This window comes from Myxococcus sp. CA039A, assembly GCF_013336645.1.
Taxonomy (GTDB): domain Bacteria; phylum Myxococcota; class Myxococcia; order Myxococcales; family Myxococcaceae; genus Myxococcus; species Myxococcus llanfairpwllgwyngyllgogerychwyrndrobwllllantysiliogogogochensis.
The window spans coordinates 1-18,110 of the sequence record NZ_JABUMQ010000043.1 but is presented as its reverse complement, the minus strand read 5'-3'; the positions used below and the strand labels follow the sequence as shown (position 1 = coordinate 18,110).

17 protein-coding genes are annotated in these 18,110 nt (G+C 70.3%); 15 read left to right on the top strand and 2 right to left on the bottom strand.

Annotated features, from left to right (window positions below; genetic code table 11):
- Positions 1-156: 156 nt before the first annotated feature.
- The 13 genes from HR086_RS09880 (at position 157) to HR086_RS09820 (ending at position 14,995) form a co-directional block, all read left to right on the top strand.
- The gene (locus tag HR086_RS09880) at positions 157-441 is read left to right on the top strand and encodes a hypothetical protein (protein WP_246137533.1); all 285 of its coding nucleotides are present in this window, start codon (positions 157-159) and stop codon (positions 439-441) included.
- A gap of 181 nt (positions 442-622) precedes the next feature.
- A complete protein-coding gene (locus HR086_RS09875; protein ID WP_174465457.1) occupies positions 623-1,306 on the top strand; it encodes a phosphoribosyltransferase in 684 nt (227 codons plus the stop codon).
- 152 nt (positions 1,307-1,458) lie between these two features.
- Positions 1,459-3,582, top strand: coding sequence for an ATP-binding protein (locus HR086_RS09870; protein WP_141646150.1), 2,124 nt, complete (start codon positions 1,459-1,461; stop codon positions 3,580-3,582).
- Entirely contained in the window at positions 3,579-4,940 is a 1,362-nt protein-coding gene (locus HR086_RS09865; RefSeq protein WP_141646149.1) for a sigma-54 dependent transcriptional regulator, read from the top strand. Before HR086_RS09870 ends, HR086_RS09865 begins: the two co-directional genes overlap by 4 nt.
- 109 nt (positions 4,941-5,049) lie before the next feature.
- Entirely contained in the window at positions 5,050-5,424 is a 375-nt protein-coding gene (locus tag HR086_RS09860; RefSeq protein ID WP_141646148.1) for a response regulator, read from the top strand.
- Positions 5,424-7,298, top strand: a complete 1,875-nt coding sequence (locus tag HR086_RS09855; RefSeq protein WP_174465456.1) for an OmpA family protein — start codon at positions 5,424-5,426, stop codon at positions 7,296-7,298. The genes HR086_RS09860 and HR086_RS09855 overlap by 1 nt, the downstream gene beginning before the upstream one ends.
- Positions 7,295-8,467, top strand: coding sequence for a FecR domain-containing protein (locus tag HR086_RS09850; RefSeq protein ID WP_174462459.1), 1,173 nt, complete (start codon positions 7,295-7,297; stop codon positions 8,465-8,467). The genes HR086_RS09855 and HR086_RS09850 overlap by 4 nt, the downstream gene beginning before the upstream one ends.
- A 9-nt stretch (positions 8,468-8,476) precedes the next feature.
- A complete protein-coding gene (locus tag HR086_RS09845) occupies positions 8,477-9,904 on the top strand; it encodes a CHASE2 domain-containing protein (RefSeq protein WP_174465455.1) in 1,428 nt (475 codons plus the stop codon).
- A gap of 87 nt (positions 9,905-9,991) precedes the next feature.
- Positions 9,992-11,785, top strand: a complete 1,794-nt coding sequence (locus HR086_RS09840; RefSeq protein WP_174465454.1) for a diguanylate cyclase domain-containing protein — start codon at positions 9,992-9,994, stop codon at positions 11,783-11,785.
- A 31-nt stretch (positions 11,786-11,816) separates the two neighbouring features.
- On the top strand, positions 11,817-12,425 hold the full coding sequence (locus tag HR086_RS09835) for an aspartyl/asparaginyl beta-hydroxylase domain-containing protein (RefSeq protein ID WP_174456750.1): 609 nt from the start codon (positions 11,817-11,819) through the stop codon (positions 12,423-12,425).
- Positions 12,415-12,621: a Nif11-like leader peptide family natural product precursor gene (locus HR086_RS48430; protein WP_141646142.1), complete on the top strand. Its 207-nt coding sequence runs from the start codon at positions 12,415-12,417 to the stop codon at positions 12,619-12,621. Before HR086_RS09835 ends, HR086_RS48430 begins: the two co-directional genes overlap by 11 nt.
- Positions 12,618-13,628, top strand: a complete 1,011-nt coding sequence (locus HR086_RS09825; RefSeq protein WP_174465453.1) for a sulfotransferase family protein — start codon at positions 12,618-12,620, stop codon at positions 13,626-13,628. Before HR086_RS48430 ends, HR086_RS09825 begins: the two co-directional genes overlap by 4 nt.
- 302 nt (positions 13,629-13,930) lie before the next feature.
- Positions 13,931-14,995: a DUF3103 domain-containing protein gene (locus HR086_RS09820; protein WP_254614505.1), complete on the top strand. Its 1,065-nt coding sequence runs from the start codon at positions 13,931-13,933 to the stop codon at positions 14,993-14,995.
- Between the two features lie 80 nt (positions 14,996-15,075).
- On the opposite strand, the gene HR086_RS09815 is transcribed toward HR086_RS09820, so the two are convergent.
- Positions 15,076-15,705: a TetR family transcriptional regulator gene (locus tag HR086_RS09815; protein ID WP_174465452.1), complete on the bottom strand. Its 630-nt coding sequence runs from the start codon at positions 15,703-15,705 to the stop codon at positions 15,076-15,078.
- A 117-nt stretch (positions 15,706-15,822) separates the two neighbouring features.
- On the opposite strand from HR086_RS09815, the gene HR086_RS09810 reads away from it, so the two are divergent.
- Together HR086_RS09810 and HR086_RS09805 are read left to right on the top strand one after the other, a co-directional pair.
- Positions 15,823-16,671 (top strand): SDR family oxidoreductase, encoded by an 849-nt coding sequence (locus HR086_RS09810; RefSeq protein WP_174465451.1) that lies wholly within the window; start codon positions 15,823-15,825, stop codon positions 16,669-16,671.
- Between the two features lie 23 nt (positions 16,672-16,694).
- A complete protein-coding gene (locus HR086_RS09805) occupies positions 16,695-17,126 on the top strand; it encodes a DUF6069 family protein (RefSeq protein WP_174465450.1) in 432 nt (143 codons plus the stop codon).
- A 15-nt stretch (positions 17,127-17,141) separates the two neighbouring features.
- Here the strand turns inward: HR086_RS09805 and HR086_RS09800 are convergent.
- On the bottom strand, positions 17,142-18,110 hold a 969-nt coding region (locus HR086_RS09800), incomplete at its 5' end, for a ribokinase (protein WP_254626267.1).

Here is an 18,110-nt window from a genome sequence, read left to right as displayed (position 1 = left end):
CAACGGCTCCAGGCCCCGAGGGGACGCTCGTCACCCCTGGAGCCCGGGAGGGCACGAGGCCCCGCTCGGGAGATGGGCGGGACGGTGCCCGCCTGCCCGGGCATGCACACCTTGAGCGGACGGACAGTCGCAGACCTCTTCAGGAGCTCCACACGCATGCCCCAGCAGCAACCGCCGATTCCCGGACCGCCGTCGCCATTGCCTCCCACGCGCGAGCCGACGCCCAACAATCCCGTGAAGGAACCCGACCCCCAGCATCCCCAGCGCGAGCCGCCGACGCGGAATCCTCCCGAGCAGGACCCGCCCATGCGTCAGCCGCCGGAAATCGAGCCGCCGTTGCCGCCCGACATCACCCCGCCTGGCATCCATGACCCGCCGCCCCCAGGGCAGCCGGGCATGCCCACCATCATCGCGGGCGAACCGGGCTCCCAGGACACTTGAGCCAGGGGCCGCCTGTCTGGGTGGCCACTCGATGTGCCAGGGCCACGGGCGAGCGGACACCGCGACGACCTCGCCCTCTCTCCGGGCTGGCGACAAGTGGCGAGACGTTCCTCTTCGTTCGCTCGTGCCCAATTTCAAGGGGGAGAAGTGCGCCAGGAGGCACACGGACAAGGAGCTTCGCATGCAGGGACCTGCGTTCCAGGACCGCTCCACGGCGGGTCGAGCCCTCGCGGAGCGTCTCGCGCATCATGGCCACCGCCCTGAAACCCGGGTGCTGGCCCTGCCGCGCGGTGGAGTGCCCGTGGGCTACGAGGTGGCGCGCGCGCTGGGTGCTCCGCTGGACGTGTTCGTCGTTCGCAAGCTGGGGACGCCCGGACACGAGGAGCTGGCCATGGGCGCCATCGCCACCGGCGGCGTGCGCGTGCTCAACCCCGAGGTCATCGAGGAGGTGGGCATCCCTTTGGAGCAGATCGACGCGGTCGCCGCGCGCGAAGGCCGGGAGCTCGAACGCCGCGAGGCAAGCTACCGACAGGGAAGACCCGCCCTGGACGTGCGCGGACGCAACGTCATCCTCGTCGATGACGGGCTCGCCACCGGCTCCTCCATGCGCGCCGCCGTGGCCGCGCTCCGGAAGCAAGGGCCCGCTCGCATCGTCGTCGCCGTGCCCGTCGCACCTCTGGAGACCTGCGAGGACCTCGCGACGCTGGCGGACGAGACGGTGTGCGTCCGGACCCCGGAGCCGTTCTTCGCCGTGGGCCTCTGGTATCGCCAGTTCGAGCAGACCTCCGACGCGGAGGTCAGGGACCTCCTGGAGCGCGCCGCGCGTGAGTCGTCCATGGCAGAGGCGCACCCTTCCCCTGGGTGAGTGCGCGCCCTCGCGGTCCTCGCAGACCCGCATGTGGCAGGAGCATCGAGGACCCGCCCCCTTGCTCACCGAACAACGGGAGCACCTGTCCCAAGCTCCGGTGGCGCGGTGGCGGGCTCGATTCCGGTTAGGCTCGCGCTCCCCACACCCCCATGCACGAGTTCCCCACCCGCCGTCAGATGCTGCTGGCCGTCCTCATGGCCACCGCGCTCGCCGCTCTCATCGAGTGGGCCTGGGCCAGCCCCGATGCCGCGAGCCCCCTGCCCCGTGTCCTCACCACCGCGGCCCTGGTGCTGACCTGTGCCGGCACTCCCGCGTTGCTGCTCGCGCACGCCCGGGAGCGGACCCGCCGCGAGCGCGACGCCGCTTTGCGCAGCGCCGGTGACTCCAGCGCCTTGCGCGACGCCATCATGGACGTCACCCCGGTGGGCTTCGCCTTCTTCGACCGGAACCTGCGCTACATCCACGTCAACGCGGCGCTCGCGGCGATGAACGGGCTGCCCGCGGGAGGCCACCTGGGCCGTCACGTGTCGGAGGTGATGCCAGAGCTGGGTCGGCTCCTCGCGCCGCGACTCAAGAGCGCGCTGGAGACGGATGCGCCCGTCCAGGACACCTGCCTCGAGGTGGAGACCCCCGCCGCGCCGGGCGAACCGCGCTTCTGGTTCGGCAGCTACTCGCGCGTGCGTGGCACGGGCGGCGAAGTCCTGGGCGTCATCGCCTCGCTCTCTGAGCTCACCGAGCGGATGCGCGCCGAGGAGAGCCTCCAGGAACACGAAGGCCTCCTCGACGTGCTCACGCGCTCGCTGCCCGACTACCTGTGGGGCGGCAAGCTGCGCGACGGCGCGCTGCGCGACTTCTACTGCACGCCCGTCATCGAACGCACCACCGGCTATCCCGCGTCCGCGTTCGCCGAGCCCGGCCCCGGTGGCGGCCCGCCGCCGCTCTGGGCGGAGATGATCCACCCCGAGGACCGCGCCCGCTACCGCGCCCGCATCGAGTCGCTCGCGCCCGGCTCCGAGGTGGAGTTGGAGCACCGCCTCATCTGCGCCGACGGCCGCGTGCGCTGGGTCCGCAGCCGCGCGGCGGCCTCCGCGAAGGACAACCAGGGCGAGCTGCACGTGGGCTGCGTCGTCACCGACATCACCGACCGGTACCTCGCGGACGAGCTGCGCCAGCGCCTCCATGAGAGCTTCCGTCGCTCCGCCCAGGAGTGGCGCCGCACGTTCGACGCCGTCACCTCGCCGCTCGTCGTGCTCGGCGCGGACGGCACCATCCAGAGCCTCAACGCCGCCGCGTGCATCCTGTTCGGCGGGCTGGACCCCTCCGGCCAGCCCCTGTCCACCGTCGCGAGCGAGCCTCCCTGGTCCAGCACATTGCCGCTGGTGGACGAGCTTCGCCGCACGCATGGCAGCCTCATCCGCGAGGTGAAGGACCCGCGCTCACGCCGCACGTGGGAGCTGGCCGCCGCGTGGGTGGACGAGGTCGGCGGAGAGGACTCGCGCATCATCGTCGTCGCCACCGAGGTGACCCGGCTGCTGGAGCTGCAAGCCAGCCTGCGCCGCAGCGAGACGATGGCCGCGATGGGCGCCATCGTCGCGGGCGTGGCCCACGAGGTCCGCAACCCCCTCTTCTCCATCTCCGCCGTGGTGGACGCCGTGGAGGCCACCGTCGGCGCTCGCGCGGAGCTGGCCCCGTACCTGGACGTGCTGCGCGGCGAGGTGCGTCGCCTCAACCACCTGACGCAGGAGCTGTTCGAGTACGGCCGCCCCACCCGGGGCGAATGGGTGGAAGGCCCCGTGCGACCGGTGGTGGAGGAAGCGCTGGCCGCGTGCGCGCTCACCGGGGAGCAGTCCCGCGTGACGGTGACGCAGACGCTCGCGGAGGCCCTGCCGGCGGTGCGCATGGACTCACGTCGACTGTTCCATGTCTTCCGCAACGTGCTGGAGAACGCCGTGCAGCACTCGCCCGCGGGCACCACCGTGAAGGTGGCCACCTCGCCCCTGGAGGAGGAAGGCCGCGCCTGGGTGCGCTGCACCGTGAGGGACGGAGGGCCGGGCTTCCGCGAGGAGGACCTGCCTCACGTCTTCGAGCCCTTCTTCAGCAAGCGCAGGGGCGGCACCGGACTGGGCCTGTCCATCGTCCAGCGCATCCTGGAGGAGCATCAGGGCGTCATTCGCCTGCGCAATCACCCGGAGGGTGGCGCCGAAGTCACGCTGCTGCTACCAGCGGTGTCCTCGCCTTCCGTCAGCCTGCACCTGGACTCGCTCGCCTCATGACACGTACCCGCATCCTCCTGGTGGACGACGAGCCCGGTGTCCGGCTGGGCATGAGGGGCTACCTCACCGCCCACGGCTTCGACGTGGACGAAGCCCAGAGCCTCGCCGAGGCCCAGGAAGTCTTCCGCACGCACCGCCCCGACGTCGCGGTGGTGGACTACCGGATGCCGGACGGCACCGCGCTGGAGCTGCTGCCCCGCCTCAAGGAAATCGACGCCGCCGTGCCGCTCGTCGTCCTCACCGGGCACGGCTCCATCGAGCTCGCCGTCCAGGCCGTCAAGGAAGGCGCCGAGCAGTTCCTCACCAAGCCCGTGGAGCTGGCCGTCCTCAAGGTCGTGCTGGAGCGGCTGGTGGCCCAGCGCCGCGAGCGACAGCGCCTTCGCGCCGACCTGTCCCGCACCGCGCGCGCCACGGTGGACCCGTTCCTGGGCACCAGCGCCGCCATCCAGGGCCTGCGCGCCGAAGCCGGGCGCATGCAACACAGCGACAGTCCCGTGCTCGTCACCGGCGAGACGGGCAGCGGCAAGAGCGTGCTCGCGCGCTGGCTCCACGAGGGCGGCCCGCGCGCGGACGCGCCCTTCGTGGACCTCAACTGCGCCGCGCTGTCGAAGGACCTGCTGGACTCGGAGCTGTTCGGTCACGAGAAGGGCGCCTTCACGGGCGCGGTGGCCGCGAAGCAGGGCCTCCTGGAAGTGGCGGACCGGGGCACCCTCTTCCTCGACGAGATTGGCGACATGGACATGGCCGTCCAGCCCAAGCTCCTCAAGGTGCTGGAGGAGAAGCGCTTCCGCCGGCTCGGGGATGTGCGAGACAGGCGCGTCGACGTGCGCCTCATCGCGGCCACACACCAGGACCTGGGCGTCGCCACCCGCGAGAAGCGCTTCCGCAGCGATCTCTACTTCCGCGTCAGCACCCTCATCCTCCATGTGCCCGCGCTGCGGGAGCGGACCGAGGACATCCCCGTGCTCGCCCGCCACTTCCTCGCGGAGATGGGCGGCGCACGCGGACGCGGCGGCGTGGGCCTCCAGCCCGATGCGGAGGCCGCGCTGACGCGCTACCCCTGGCCCGGCAACATCCGCGAGCTGCGCAACGTGCTGGAGCGCGCCGTGCTGCTGTCCGGCGGCGGCCCCCTGTCACGCGGAGACCTGCGCTTCGAGTCCTCCGCCGATGAGGCCCGCGTCGAGGACGACCTGACGCTGGAAGAGCTGGAGCGCCGCCACATCGAGCGCGTGCTGCGACGGGAGAACGGCCACGTCGAGCGCGCTGCCCTCCGGCTCGGAATCCCCCGCTCCTCCCTCTATGAGCGCCTGAAACGTTTGGGAATCAACAGATCTGGATTCCAGAAGTCGGATCCATGATCTGGAAAACCCGGTGCCAGGGCGGGGCGGCCGTGCTCGCAAGTGCCGGGAAAGTCATGGGGCCCGGGTGAGAAGGACCCCTGGCCCCTGACTTGCTCACGGCCGGCGCGTGTCCCAGAACCTCCTCATCGTCGACGACGAATCCGCGCTGTGCTGGGTGTTGGGACAGTTCTTCGCGAGCGCGGGGTACCGGGTGGACTCGGCGCAGGCGCTGGACGAGGCGCTGGGGCTGATGACGACGGGCCGCTATGACCTGGTCATCAGCGACCTGCGGCTGAGCGGAACGCAGTCCGAGGAAGGCCTGGTGCTGGCGGACTTCGTGCGCCGTTACACACCGGACACCCGGGTGGTGTTGCTCACGGCCTTCGCGTCGCCGGAGCTGACGGCGCGGGCCCGGGAGCTGGGAGTGGACCTGGTGCTGCCCAAGCCTCAGCCCCTGCCCTCGCTGGCTCGGCACGTCTCTGAATTGTTGGCGGCCCGTTGATGTGGGCCGTTCCCTTCTGGCACCGTCGGGACATGCGAGTGCAATCCCACCCACCTCGTCCCGCGTCGTGTGGACGGAGTTCGAGGACCCTGGCGCGCCACGCGGCGTATCTCCGAGGGCCCACCGTCCTCGCGCTGTTGGGCGCCCTGCTGCTGACAGCGAGCACGGCCCGGGCGCAGGCGCAGGCCTCGCAGGCCATCGACGTGCAGCAGTACAAGCCGGGCCCCGGCGCCTACGACGTGCTGGGGCTGCATGGCGCGCGCGTGGGCAAGCACCTCGAATGGAACGTGGGGCTGTCGGTCAACTACGGGGAGAACCCACTCAACCTGTTGGATCCTCGCCGCGACGAGTTCGTCTACCGCATCGTCGACAGCCAGCTCACGCTGGACCTGATGGGCGCGGTGGCGCTGTTCGACCGGCTGGAGCTGGGTGTGACGCTCCCTGTCTCCACGACGACGTCACAGCCCGCAACGGCCATCTCGCCCACGCTGGCGGATGGCGCCGCCGGCACGGGCGTGGGTGACCTGCGACTGGTGCCGAAGGTCCGGCTGTTGTCGACGGAAGGCGGCCTGCACCTGGCCCTCGTCGCGCCGGTGACGCTGCCCACGGGGGGCGGCTCCGACTTCCTGGGCACCAAGGGGCTGACCTTCCAGCCGAGGCTCGTGGCCGAGTGGGCCGGAGACTCGCTGCGCCTGCTGGCCAACGTGGGAGTGAATCTGCGCGGCGAGCAGCAGCTGCGCAACCTGCGCGTGGGCAACGAGTTCTCGTATGGCGTGGGCGCGGAGGTGCCGCTCACCCAGGCGCTGTCGGTGGCGGCCACCCTGTCCGGCGCGCTGGGGCTGAAGGAGACGAACGCCGAGGAGCGTCCGTTGGAGGCGCTCGGCGCGGTGAAGTACCGCTTCACCGAGGAGCTGGCGGCGCACCTGGGCGCGGGCCCGGGACTCACGCGGGGCTACGGCACGCCGGGCTTCCGCGTGCTCGGAGGACTGGCCTGGACGGCCTCGCCACCGGCGGCCACGCCCTCGCGACAGTGCGCGCTGGGGCCCGAGGACTTCGATGGCTTCCAGGACGACGACGACTGCCTGGATCCAGACGACGACAGCGACGGCATCCTCGATGGACCGGACGTGTGCCCTGGCGAGCCGGAGACCTTCAATGGCTATCAGGACGAGGACGGGTGCCCGGATGCGCAGGACCCGAACGCACCCTCGACGACCGAGCCCTCCGCCGCGACGCCTGGCGCTCCGTTGACGCTGGCGCCCGCGCCGGTGGACTCGGATGGAGACGGCCTCATCGACACGGAGGACCGCTGCTCCTCGGAGCCCGAGGACATGGACGGCTTCGAGGACACGGACGGCTGCCCGGATGCGGACAATGACCGCGACGGCGTACCGGACGCGGTGGATGCCTGTCCGCTGGAGGCCGAGGCCATCAACGGGGTGAAGGACGAGGATGGGTGCCCCGACAAGGGCAAGGCGAGCGTGCGGCTGGAAGGCTCGCGCATCGTCATCCTGGAGAAGGTCTACTTCGCCACCGGCAAGGACGTCATCCTGCCCAATTCCTTCAGCCTGCTGGCGCAGGTGTCCTCGGTGCTCAAGGCGAACCCGCAGCTGGAGCGGTTGCGCGTGGAGGGACACACGGACGACCAGGGCTCGGACACGAGCAACCTGGACCTGTCCCAGCGCCGCGCGAACAACGTGCGGGAGTTCCTGCTGAAGGCCGGCATCGCGCCGGAGCGCCTGGAGGCAATGGGCTACGGCGAGACGAAGCCAGTGGACAGCAATGCGACGACGCGCGGTCGTGAGAACAACCGCCGCGTCGAGTTCAACATCGTGAAGACCGCCGAGCCCTCGGCACAAGAGGCCACGCCATGACCCGGACCCTTCCCTGCCTGATGGTGTTCGCGCTCGCGGCCTTCCAGGCCCGGGCCCAGGACACGGCGGAAGCTCCTTGCGGCGGCCTGCGCTTCGTCAACGGCCGCGTGGAGATGGGGCGCAAGCTGGAGCCGAAGGGGCCCTCGACGGAAGCCTGCTTGAAGCACGTCGCGGAAGCGCTCGCGGCACGTCCCGCCATTCGCGCGGTGACGGTGGCCGCGCGGCTGCCCGACGCGGAGCGGCTGGACGGTCAGGGGCTCGCGGTGGCGAAGGCCGCGGCGGACATCCTGGTGTCGGCGGGCGTGTCACGCACGCGCGTCTCCGCGGTGGCGCCTCCCGCGGTACCGGGCGAGCCGGGTCAGCTCCAGCTCGCGTACGTCGAGCGTCCCACGCAACCTCGGGTGGCCCGGGTGCGCGCGGCCAGCGGTGAGGTCTCCGCGGGCGCCGCTCCCGACGAGCTTCGCCCCCGTGGCGTCGGTGACTCGCTCTACACGGGTGAGCTGTTCCACACGAGCAAGGACGCGAGCGCGGAGCTGGAACTGGCCGATGCGAGCCGGGTGCGCGTGCTGTCCGACAGCATGCTGCGCCTGGGGGCCATCGAGCTGGGGGCCAACGCGAAGCGGGTGGTGCGCCTGGAGCTGATGCGCGGCTCCGTGGAGACCCTCGCCGCGCCCGGGGGCGACGGCTCCGTGTTCGAGGTGCGCACGCGAGGCGCGGTGGCCGGCGTGAGAGGCACGCAGTTCCGGGTGTCGGCGCAGGAGGACGGCGGCAGTCGCCTGGAGACGCTCGAAGGCAAGGTGGCGCTGGGCGCGGAGAAGGGCGAAGTCGAGGTGGCCGGAGGCCAGGGCTCTCGCGTGCTGCCCGGAGCCGCGCCGGAGCCGCCCCGACCGCTGCTCGCCGCGCCCCTGCTGAACGGACCGCGCGGTGGGAGCTTCACCACGGCGCCGAAGCTGGAGTGGTTCACCGTGCCGGGCGCGAAGACGTACCGCGTGGAGCTGGGCCGGACGGCGGACTTCGCCGCGGGCGTGCGCACGTTCGAGTCCCAGGCCCAGGAGTTCGCCGTGCCGGCGGGCCTCGCGGGCAAGTGGTTCTGGCGCGTGCTGCCGGTGGACGCGGATGGCTTCATCGGCTTCCCGTCGAAGATTTTCGCCTTCGACCTCCGGCCCTGAGACTTTCGAATGAGCCCGAGCCCCGAGACGCCCGCGCGAGGCCCGCGCCTGCCTCGCCCTTCCCCGCCGCTGCTGCGCGGACTGGCGGCCGTGGTGGGACTGGCGCTGGCCGGAGTGACGGCGGTGACGGGTGGCGCGCCGGGACTGTTCGAACGCGCGCTGTATGACCAGGCCGTGAGCCGGCTCCTTCCCGGAGTCCCTCGGAGCGCGGACCTGGTGCTGGTGGAGGTGGATGACCGGGCCCTGTCCGCGCTGGGCGAGCGCTGGCCGCTGTCGCGCGTGACGTGGGCCCGGGCCTTCCGCGCGCTGGCGGCCCAGCGTCCCGCGGCGGTGGCGGTGGACGTGGTGTTCGACCAGCCCGGCTCGCGCGATGCGCTGGAGCTCGGGGAGGACATGTTGGCGGCGCTGCGAGAGTCGGGCCTCGCGGACCAGCCCGCGGGCGCGGCCCTGGTAACGGACCTGGAAGCCCGGCTTCATGCGCAGGACGGAGATGCCCGGCTGGCGGAGGCGCTCGCGGAGAACGGCGTCGTCATCCTGGGCGCCGCCGCACTCACCGAGGACGTGTCGCTGATGCCGCCACTCGCGGACGGAGCGCTCGGATCGCCGTTGCCGCTGCCCGTGGGCTCGCTGCGGCTCCAGGCCCGAGAGGTCGCCGGCAGCATCGCCCCGCTGCGGATGGCGGCACAGGGCAGCGGCATGTTGAACATGCTGGTGGACGCGGATGGTGTCATCCGCCGCTATCCCTACGCCGTCGGCGTGGGCGAGCACGTCTGGCCCTCCCTGGCCCTGGCGACCGCGCTGCGCCTGATGCCCGAGCAGGGCGAGTCCCTGCAGCGCCGGGCGACCCTCGACCACGGCGCGCCGCTGATGCGCCTGCCCGCGCCGGACTGGCTTCCCCGGGTGAGTCTGGCGGATGTGCTCCACGCGGATCCGCGCTCGGTGGGACTGGACCTGGCGCTGCGCGGAAAGACGCTCTTCGTGGGAGTCACGGCGACGGGACTCCACGGACAGAGCACGCTCCCGGGTCAGGTGGCGGTGCCGGGCGTGGAGATTCACGCGTTCGCGCTGGACAACCTGCGCGCGGACCGCCTGATGCGCTCCTCGGGAATCGTGGCCCTCACGGGCCTGCTGGAGACGGCCGTGTTGCTGCTGGTCTTCGGCTGGCGCTGCCGACGCGCGCGCACGCTGGGGGCCGTGGCTCGCACGGCGCTGGGGCTCACCGGGGTGCACGTCGCGCTGGTGGGCTGGCTCGCGGCGGACTTCGGCTGGGTGTTGCCGCTGATACCCGCGTGCGTGGGACTGGGGCTGATGTTGCTGGTGGACTCGGCGGCGCGCACGGAGGAGTTGGGGCGTCAGCGGGGAGCGCTGCGCCGGCTCTTCGTTCGCTACCCCCAATCCTCCCCGGGCACCTCCGTGACGCCGGGCGACCCCCGGTAGGGCCCTGCCCTCGAGCGTCACCCGAGCAACCCGCCAGGTTCAGCCCTGTAACCCGCCCGCGTGCATCCGTGGCAGCATCCACGGGACATGGCCCGCTACGCCCTCATCGCCGAGCCCGACCCCCACCGAGCCGCTGGCCTGCTCGCCCTCGTCGCTGGCGAGGGGCTCGAAGGCGTGCTGGCCCGGGATGGCGCGGAGGCGCAGGAGGTGGTGCGCCAGCGCAGCGCGCCCGCCCTGCTCCTCACGGACCTGGCGCTGCCGCGAGTGGACGGGTTCACGCTGCTGACCTGGCTGCGTGAGCGACAGGACGCGGAGGGCACGCAGGTCGTCGTGGTCACCGCCTTCGACGAGCTGCGCGTGCGAGCGTGGCAGCTCAAGGACGCCCTGGGCATCCATTCGCTGCTGAGCCGCCGCGCGCCCGCGGAGACGGTGCGAGACACCGTGCGACGCGTGCTCGCGGGACAACGCCCCCTGCCCTCCACGCCCACGGAGAATACCCCGGACGAGGAGCACCAGCGGCTGGCGCGCATCGAGGCGATGCGACTGGTGGATGAAGGCCCACCCGAGGCGGAGCTCCAGGAGCTGGTCACCGAGGTGGCCCAGGCCTTCGCCGTGCCCGTGGCGTTGCTGACGCTGGTGCTGGGTGATCGCCAGTGGTTCAAGGCGCATGTGGGGCTACCGCACGCGCTCGCGCGGGACAGGGGAACGCCGAGGGACTGGGCCTTCTGTCACCACGTGGTGATGGGCCGCGAGTCCCTGGTCGTTCCGGACGCCACGCGCCACCCTGTGTTTCGGGACAACCCGCTGGTGCGCGACGGCATCGTCGGCAGCTACGCGGGCGCGCCGCTGGTGACGCCTGGTGGCGAGGTGTTGGGCACGTTGTGTGTCATCGACACGCGGCCCCTGGTGCTCGGCACCGAGGACCTGGCGGCGCTGCGGGAGCTGGCCCGGCGCGTGGCGGGCGACCTGGAGCTGAGGTCCCGCGCGCGGATGGAGGCGAGGGATTTGGGTCGCTCGCGACAGGAGCCCTCGCGTTCGGAGGTCGCCGCGCTGGCGCAAATCAGAGACGCCATCCAGGCGCTCGATGTGGCGACGTTGCTGGTGGCGCCGGGGCGTCAGCCCTTCGCGGGCAACGCCGCGCTGTCGGAGATGCTCGGCCTGCCGCTGGAGGGCATTCCGAAGCTGACGTTCGACGACTTCCGCCAGCACGTGGCGAAGCTGACGGCGGACCCGTCGGGCCGCTCGCTGCTGCTCGACCTGGCGTCCGAGTCATCCCGAGGGCTGCACCTGACGCTGGCCCTGGAGCACCCACGTCCACGCCGGATTCGCTGGGTGGCGCGCCCGTTCCCCATTCCGGGCGGCACCGCGCAGCTCCTGACGCTCTCCGAGCTGGGTGGAGTCTCGCCCAAGGACGAGCGGGAGCGGATGTTGCGCGTGGACCCGCTGACGGGGCTGGCCACCCGGCGCGTGGGCGAAGAGCGCCTGCTGCGGGAGATTGGTCGCTGCCGACGGGACGGCGTGCCCTGTGGCGTGCTCCTGGTGGACCTGGTGGGTCTGGGGCGGCTCAATCTCCGGCACGGCTTCGACGCGGGAGACAACGTGCTGCGCGACGTGGCTCGACGCCTGGAAGACGTGGGCGTGCCGTCCGGTTTCGCGGTGCGATGGGAGGGCGGCACGCTGCTGGTGGCGCTGCCGGGTCAGGATGCCCGGGCCACGGAAGCCCTGCGCGCACAGCTCCACGAGGAGCTGGAGTCCTTCGAGTTCCATGGCGCGGCCGTGGCCGTCGAGGGTGAAGAAGACCCCCGGGAGACGCTCGCCCGAGCGCATGCGGCCCTTTCCCGCGCCAAGGCCGACCACCGCGCCCGGACCCGCACGGGCTGACGGACAGGGGAACGGTGTAGAACCGGGTCTCATGGCTCCTTCACCTGTGCCCGACCGACTCCGACTGCCCCTCGCCTTCGATGCGGTGCGGCTCCAGGAGGAGCTGGCACGTTTGCCAGCGGAGACCTGGGTGCCGCACTTCAATACCCGGTACTACGAGGGCGACTGGAGCGGCGTGCCCCTGCGTTCCGTGGGCGGAATGGAGGGACGGCTGTACCCCGACCCCACCGCGCGACAGAGTTACGAGGACACGCCGCTGCTCGCGCGCTGCCCGGCCTTTCGCGAGGCGCTCGCGGCGTTTCAGTGTCCCATCGGCTCCGCGCGACTGTTGAAGCTCGCCGCACGGGCGCACATCCGTGAGCACACGGACTACAACCTGGGCTTCGAGGATGGCGAGGTGCGGCTGCACATCCCCATCGTCACGCATCCCGACGTGGCCTTCGTGCTCGCGGGCCAGCGCGTGGACCTGCGGCCCGGCGAGTGCTGGTACCTGAACTTCAACCTCCCCCACCGCGTGGACAACTTCGGGGACACGGACCGCGTGCACCTGGTGCTCGACTGCGTGGTGGATGACTGGCTCCGCGAGGTCTTCGCTCGGGCCATGGCACCTGGTGGCGAGGGCGGCGTCCGTGTCGCTTGAGGACTTCGAGCGCTTCCGCCAGCGCGTCCTGGAGGACGTCTCACTCCAGGAGGCACTGCGAGCGCGGATGGATGTGCCGGCCTTCCTCGCCCTGGCGACACGACTGGGCGCGGAGCACGGCTGTCACTTCACCGCGGAGGAGCTTCGCGACCTGATGAGGGACGCGCGCCGGAGCTGGCTCGGAGATTGGGTATGAGCCTCGCACCGGACGACGCGCGACTGGACGGTTGGATTCCCGCGCGCATCCATGTGGATGGGGAGGTGCCTCGCATCGACTGGTGCCACCTGGGCGACAGGCGCTTCACAGACCCGTTCTTCGACGAGACACTGGAGCGCAGGCTTCGCCATCCGTTCGCCTTGCTCTTCCGGCATCAGACTTCACTGGAGACGCTGGTGGCGCGACAAGCCGCGCGGCCGGGGTTGCCCGTCAAGGGGCTCGTCTTCCACATGTCCCGTTGCGGCTCGACGTTGCTCGCGCAGCTCCTGGCCTCACTGCCTCGTCACATCGTGCTGTCCGAGGCGAGTCCCGTGGATGTCGTCCTGCGCCTGCATCTGCGTCTTCGACACGTCACCGACGAGCAACGCATCGAGTGGCTGCGCGCCGTGGTCGCCGCGCTCGGTCAGCGGCGGCATCCCGAGGAGGACGGTGTCTTCCTCAAGCTGGACGCGTGGCACGTGCTGGAGTTGCCGTTGCTCCAGAGTGCGTTTCCCGGCGTGCCGTGGCTGTTCCTCTATCGGGACCCGGTGGAGGTCATGGCCTCGCACCAGAAGCACCGGGGCGCGCACATGCTGCCGGGAGTCCTGGAGCCCGCGAGAGTTGGCCTGGAGTCGGGGCAGCTCGCGGAGCTGTCGCTGGAGGAATACGGGGCCCGGGTGCTCGCGCGACTCTGCGATGCGGGGCTGCGGGCCTATCGAGAACGGAAGGGGCCCGCGCGGCTGTTGAACTACCGCCAGCTCCAGGACAGCGCGGTGTCCCAGCTCGTGGACCTCTTCGGTCTGGAGCCGACACCCATCGAGGCAGGGCTGTTGGCCGCCGCCGCCGCGCGCGACGCGAAGAACCCCGTGCTGCCGTTCGAAGATGACACCCAGGACAAGGCCCGGACTGTCTCCAACACCTCCCGCACGATGGCCGAGCGATGGGTCCGCGAGGCCTACGACTCACTCGAAGCCGAGCGCCTGCGCGACGCCGCCGCACGCGGATGAGCCGGGATGGAGATGTCTGGCCATGCCAGCTTTGACCTGCTGCGTCGTCGTGTGCTGACCACTGTCTGTACCTACAAGTCCAGACGAAGTGCGAGAGAGAACGGAACCGGGCGAAGCCCAGAGGACGTTCGACTTCGGAGTGCGGGCCGTGCTCAATTGTGTCTGGGACAGACTTGCCGTGCGCATGCGGCCGCTGGCCCATCACCCCACTCAACCACCGGAAAAATCCAATGAAACGGATAGGGATGGTCGTCGCGCTGCTCGTCTGCCTGAGCGAAGCTTCCCAAGCTCAAGCCGCTGCCTTGAATTCAGCGGCGTCGCGCGAACGCATCAGCGTGTCGCTGGCCGCCGATAAACGCGAGCTGGCGCTGACGCTGGCGAAGCAGGACTCGGTGCTGCGAAGGGACCTCGCCTCGCGTTTGAGTGGCGAGCACCTGGCGGTAGATTTGAAGCAATGGCTGAGCACGGTGTCGGCCCCCTCCTCTGTCACTGCAGTGGCGGGGCGAGCGGACCTGACCATCCGCCAGCGCAAGGGCCTGGAGCGCGAGCTCGACAGCCTGCTGCAGCTTCGTCTCGCGAGTGCTTCCATGCTGCCGGCGCTGAAGCGTGGCGTTGAACCCCTCTATGCATACGAGCCGGATGGGAATGACTCCCAGTGGCGATTCATCGAGGCCTTCGACCGCCTTGGCGGCGTGCACCACCTTGACGTGCACCGCATGCCCGAACAGCCGGTGTTGGTGGTGGACATCGACTCTCGGAGAGACCTGGCCGCCGGCATCAAGCTGATGCGCGAGCGCCTCGTGGCTCTCGGCCAGCGTCCCATGCCGCTCCAGCCCGTCAGCGCGGCGGCGACGAGCACGCCGGTGACGATGCTCGATCGCATCTACCTGAACGACGACGAGGAGCCCTGGATCTCCGGTGACGCGGAGGTCTACGCCATCGTCAATGGAGTCGACCCGAGCCGCGACGAGCCGCAATTGGATATCGTCGACATGCCCTATCTGGACAAAGACGGTCGGACCTACTCGCCCAACCAGGTCCTGATCTTCTGGGACCGCTACCGCTGGGCGGCCGCGAACGTCGTCCTCATGGAGCACGACGACAACACCAACTATCAAGAGCTGGTGAGCCACCTGTTCACCATCGCGAGTCAAATCCTGACGGCCCTGGGCCATCCGGAGATCTCCGCCCTGGTGGCCCTGGGCAGCGGACTGGTGGATCGCATGCCCAGTGAATGGTTCAGCAACGACGACGACTACGTTGATTCGTACTACACCGTGGAGAAGAACCACTTCTACACCAACCATGGTGGCGCACGCGGCAACGCGGTGGTGTCTCTGAGACCGTATGAGATCGCAGGCCAGTAGCAGGACGTAGGCAACGAGAGGCGAACTGGCGCCTGGAGGGGTCGAGAAATAGCGACTCGCCCCTTCACCAGGAGACCGGCTCAGGGCCGGGTGCGGACTCCGTACGCCGCCAACCCTTGCTCACAGAGTTCGAAGGCGTTGACGATGCTCTCGGTTGTCTCCGCGTGGCCCTTGCGCTTGCCGGGGGGCCCGCTTACGACGCCGTAGGCCAGTCGCGTCAGCACCCCGATGATGCTCGCCACCACGCGCGGAGTCGGGTCTCCCGCCGACGCCCCCGTCTGCTCCGCGAGAATCTGCGCGAGCTGCTCCTCGGACTGGAGCGACATCTGGCGGATGCGGGTGTGCACGCTCGGGGTGCTCTGGATGACCTTGCGGAACGCGGCGCGCCGCTCGGCGGGAAGCGCGTTCAGCCGCTCCGCGATGGCCAGCGTGTGCCGACGGACCACCGCGAGCACGGGTTCCTCGACGGAGCGATCCCGCACCGCGCGGAGCAGCTCGGACTCGTGCTCCTCACGGCCGTTGAGGACCAGGTCTTCCTTCGTCGGGAAGTAGTTGAACACCGTCTTGTCCGACACGTTGGCCGCCGCCGCGATGTCCGCCACCGTCACCGCGTCGAAGCCGCGCTCCGCGAACAGCCGCGTGGCCACCTCCGCGAGCAGCCGCCGCGTCTCCAGCTTCTTGCGCTCTCGCAACCCCAGTTCACTCGACATCCGCCGGGGACCCTACCGCCGGGCCCGGGGCCCTGCAACGAACCTGGGAACAACTTACATTGACAGAAACTTTTCTGTCACTAGATATTAATCACACTCCAACCAGAGAAGGTCCGCATGAAAATCCTCGTCACGGGAGCCACGGGCTCCATTGGCAGTCAGGTCATTCAGCAGTTGCGTGCGCGCGACGCGTCGTTTCGGGCGTTCGTGCGGGACAGGAGCAAGGGGGAGTCGTTGGGAGGTGACTTCGTGGTGGGCGACTTCGATTCACCCGAGTCACTCCGGGCCGCGCTCCAGGGCGTGGACCGGGTCCTGCTGAACGGCACGCCGAGCGAAGGACTGGTGCGACAGCACCGCGCGGTGATTGACGCGGCGAAGCAGGCGGGTGTCTCGCACGTCGTGCGCATCTCGACGCGAGGCGCGAGCACGACGACGGACTTCCTCGTCGGACGATGGCATGGGGAGGCGGATGCGTACCTGGAAGCCAGCGGGCTGGGCTGGACGGCGCTGCGTCCCACGTACTTCATGCAGAACCTGCTCCGGAATGCGGAGAGCATCCGAAACGGCGGGCGGTTCTTCGGCGCGTTCGGGACGGGTCGCATCGCGTTCATCGACAGTGGCGACATCGCGAGGAGCGCCGTGGCGCAGCTCACGCACGCATCCCCTCACAGCGGAGCGCACTCGCTGACGGGGCCGGAGGCGCTCACGTTCGACGAGTTCGCCGCGAAGCTCTCGGCGCGGCTCGGCAAGCCCGTCGCCTACGTCGACCGTCCGGTCTCCGAGGTCATCGAGAACATGCGCGCGCAAGGGTTTCCGGAGGCCATGCTCGGCTCGTTCAAAGGCATGTTCGAGGCCTTCGCGAAGGGCGCGGCGTCGCAGCTCGCCACGGGCGTCAAGGACCTGACCGGGACGGAGCCGAGGACGCTCGATGCGTTCCTGGCGGACCACGCCGAGTCCTTTCGCTGAACCCACGCCGTCAAGGGTCCCCCATGATTCAACCCACTCAGAGCCTGCCTTCACGGGCGGGAACGTCGTCGTCTGTCCTCTCGCGGTTGCGTGTGCTGATGGTCGCCACCGGCTTCGTGGTCGTCCAGTGGCTCATCGTCGTCGGGCTGCTCGGCGTGCGAATCACCGTGCCCACGGGTCCCGGCGCCGTGGAACGAGAGCCCTTGTTGCTGGGCCCTGTCTTCTTCGCATCGCTCATCGCGGGCTTCAGCGCCTGGGGCCTGCTCACCCTGCTGGAGCGATTGTCCTCGCGAGGGTTGCGCATCTGGACGGGCATCAGCATCGCGGTCTTCGTGCTGACGCTGCCGTTCATGCCAGGGTTCTCGCTCGGGGAGCGACTGTTCCTGCTGGTGGAGCATGGCGGCATGTTCGCCATCATCGTGCTCGGAATGCGGCGCACCCGGGCCCGTCCGTAGCGAAGCGTCCGCGTGTCACCAGGTGACAGGCTCCGGGGACAGCGCCAGCGAGTCCACGCGGGCCATGAAGGAATCCACCTGCTCGCGGATGGGGAGCCCCGACAACGCCCCCAGCCGCATCGTGGCCAGCGCCGCTGTCGCGTGAGCGAAGCGCGCCGCGTCCGCGAGCGAGCGTCGCTCTCCCAGGGCAACACAGAGGGCGGCGGAGAACGCATCCCCCGCGCCCGTGGTGTCCACCCAATCCACGGGCAGGTTCGGCAGCCAGAGTTCGCCCTCGGTGCCCAGGAGCAGGTTTCCCTCGGGGGCGGCCACCACGGCCGTCCCCACGCCCCGGCGCAACAGGTTCTCCGCGGCGCGACGCGCGGAGTCTCGGTCCACCACCTCGAGCCCCGTCAGCACCTCTGCCTCCACGTCGTTGAGGCGGATGATGTGAACCGCCTCCAGCAACTCTTCCGGGAGGGTGATGGGCGGTGCTGGATCCAGGACGACATGCATGCCGGCGGCGCGAGCGATGTGGACCGCCGCGATGACCGCGTCCAAGGGAACCTCCAGTTGGACGAGCAAGACATCCGCGCTGGTGATGCGGGCCTCGGCGGCAATCACGTCCGCGACAGCGAGCCGCCGGTTCGCCCCTTCGGCGGAGAGGCTCTGCCTGCGGCCGCTCTCATCCACCATCTCCAGCACGACGCCCGTGCTGAAGCCCGGGTCGCGTGACACGGCCCGGGTCTCCACTCCTTCACCTTCGAGTTGCTCCAGCAGGGCGAGCCCCCGGGCGTCCATGCCCACGCGGCCCACCAGCGTCGAGCGAGCACCCAGTCGGGCCGCGGCCACGGCGGCATTGGCGCCCTTCCCACCCAGGCTCTCCAGGAAGAGATGCCCCTCCACGTTCTCGCCCGCGCGCGGGAGCCGAGGCCCCTGGACCAGGAAGTCCGTGTTGATTCCACCGACCACGAGAATGTCGGCCTGTCGACGTGGCGCCATGAC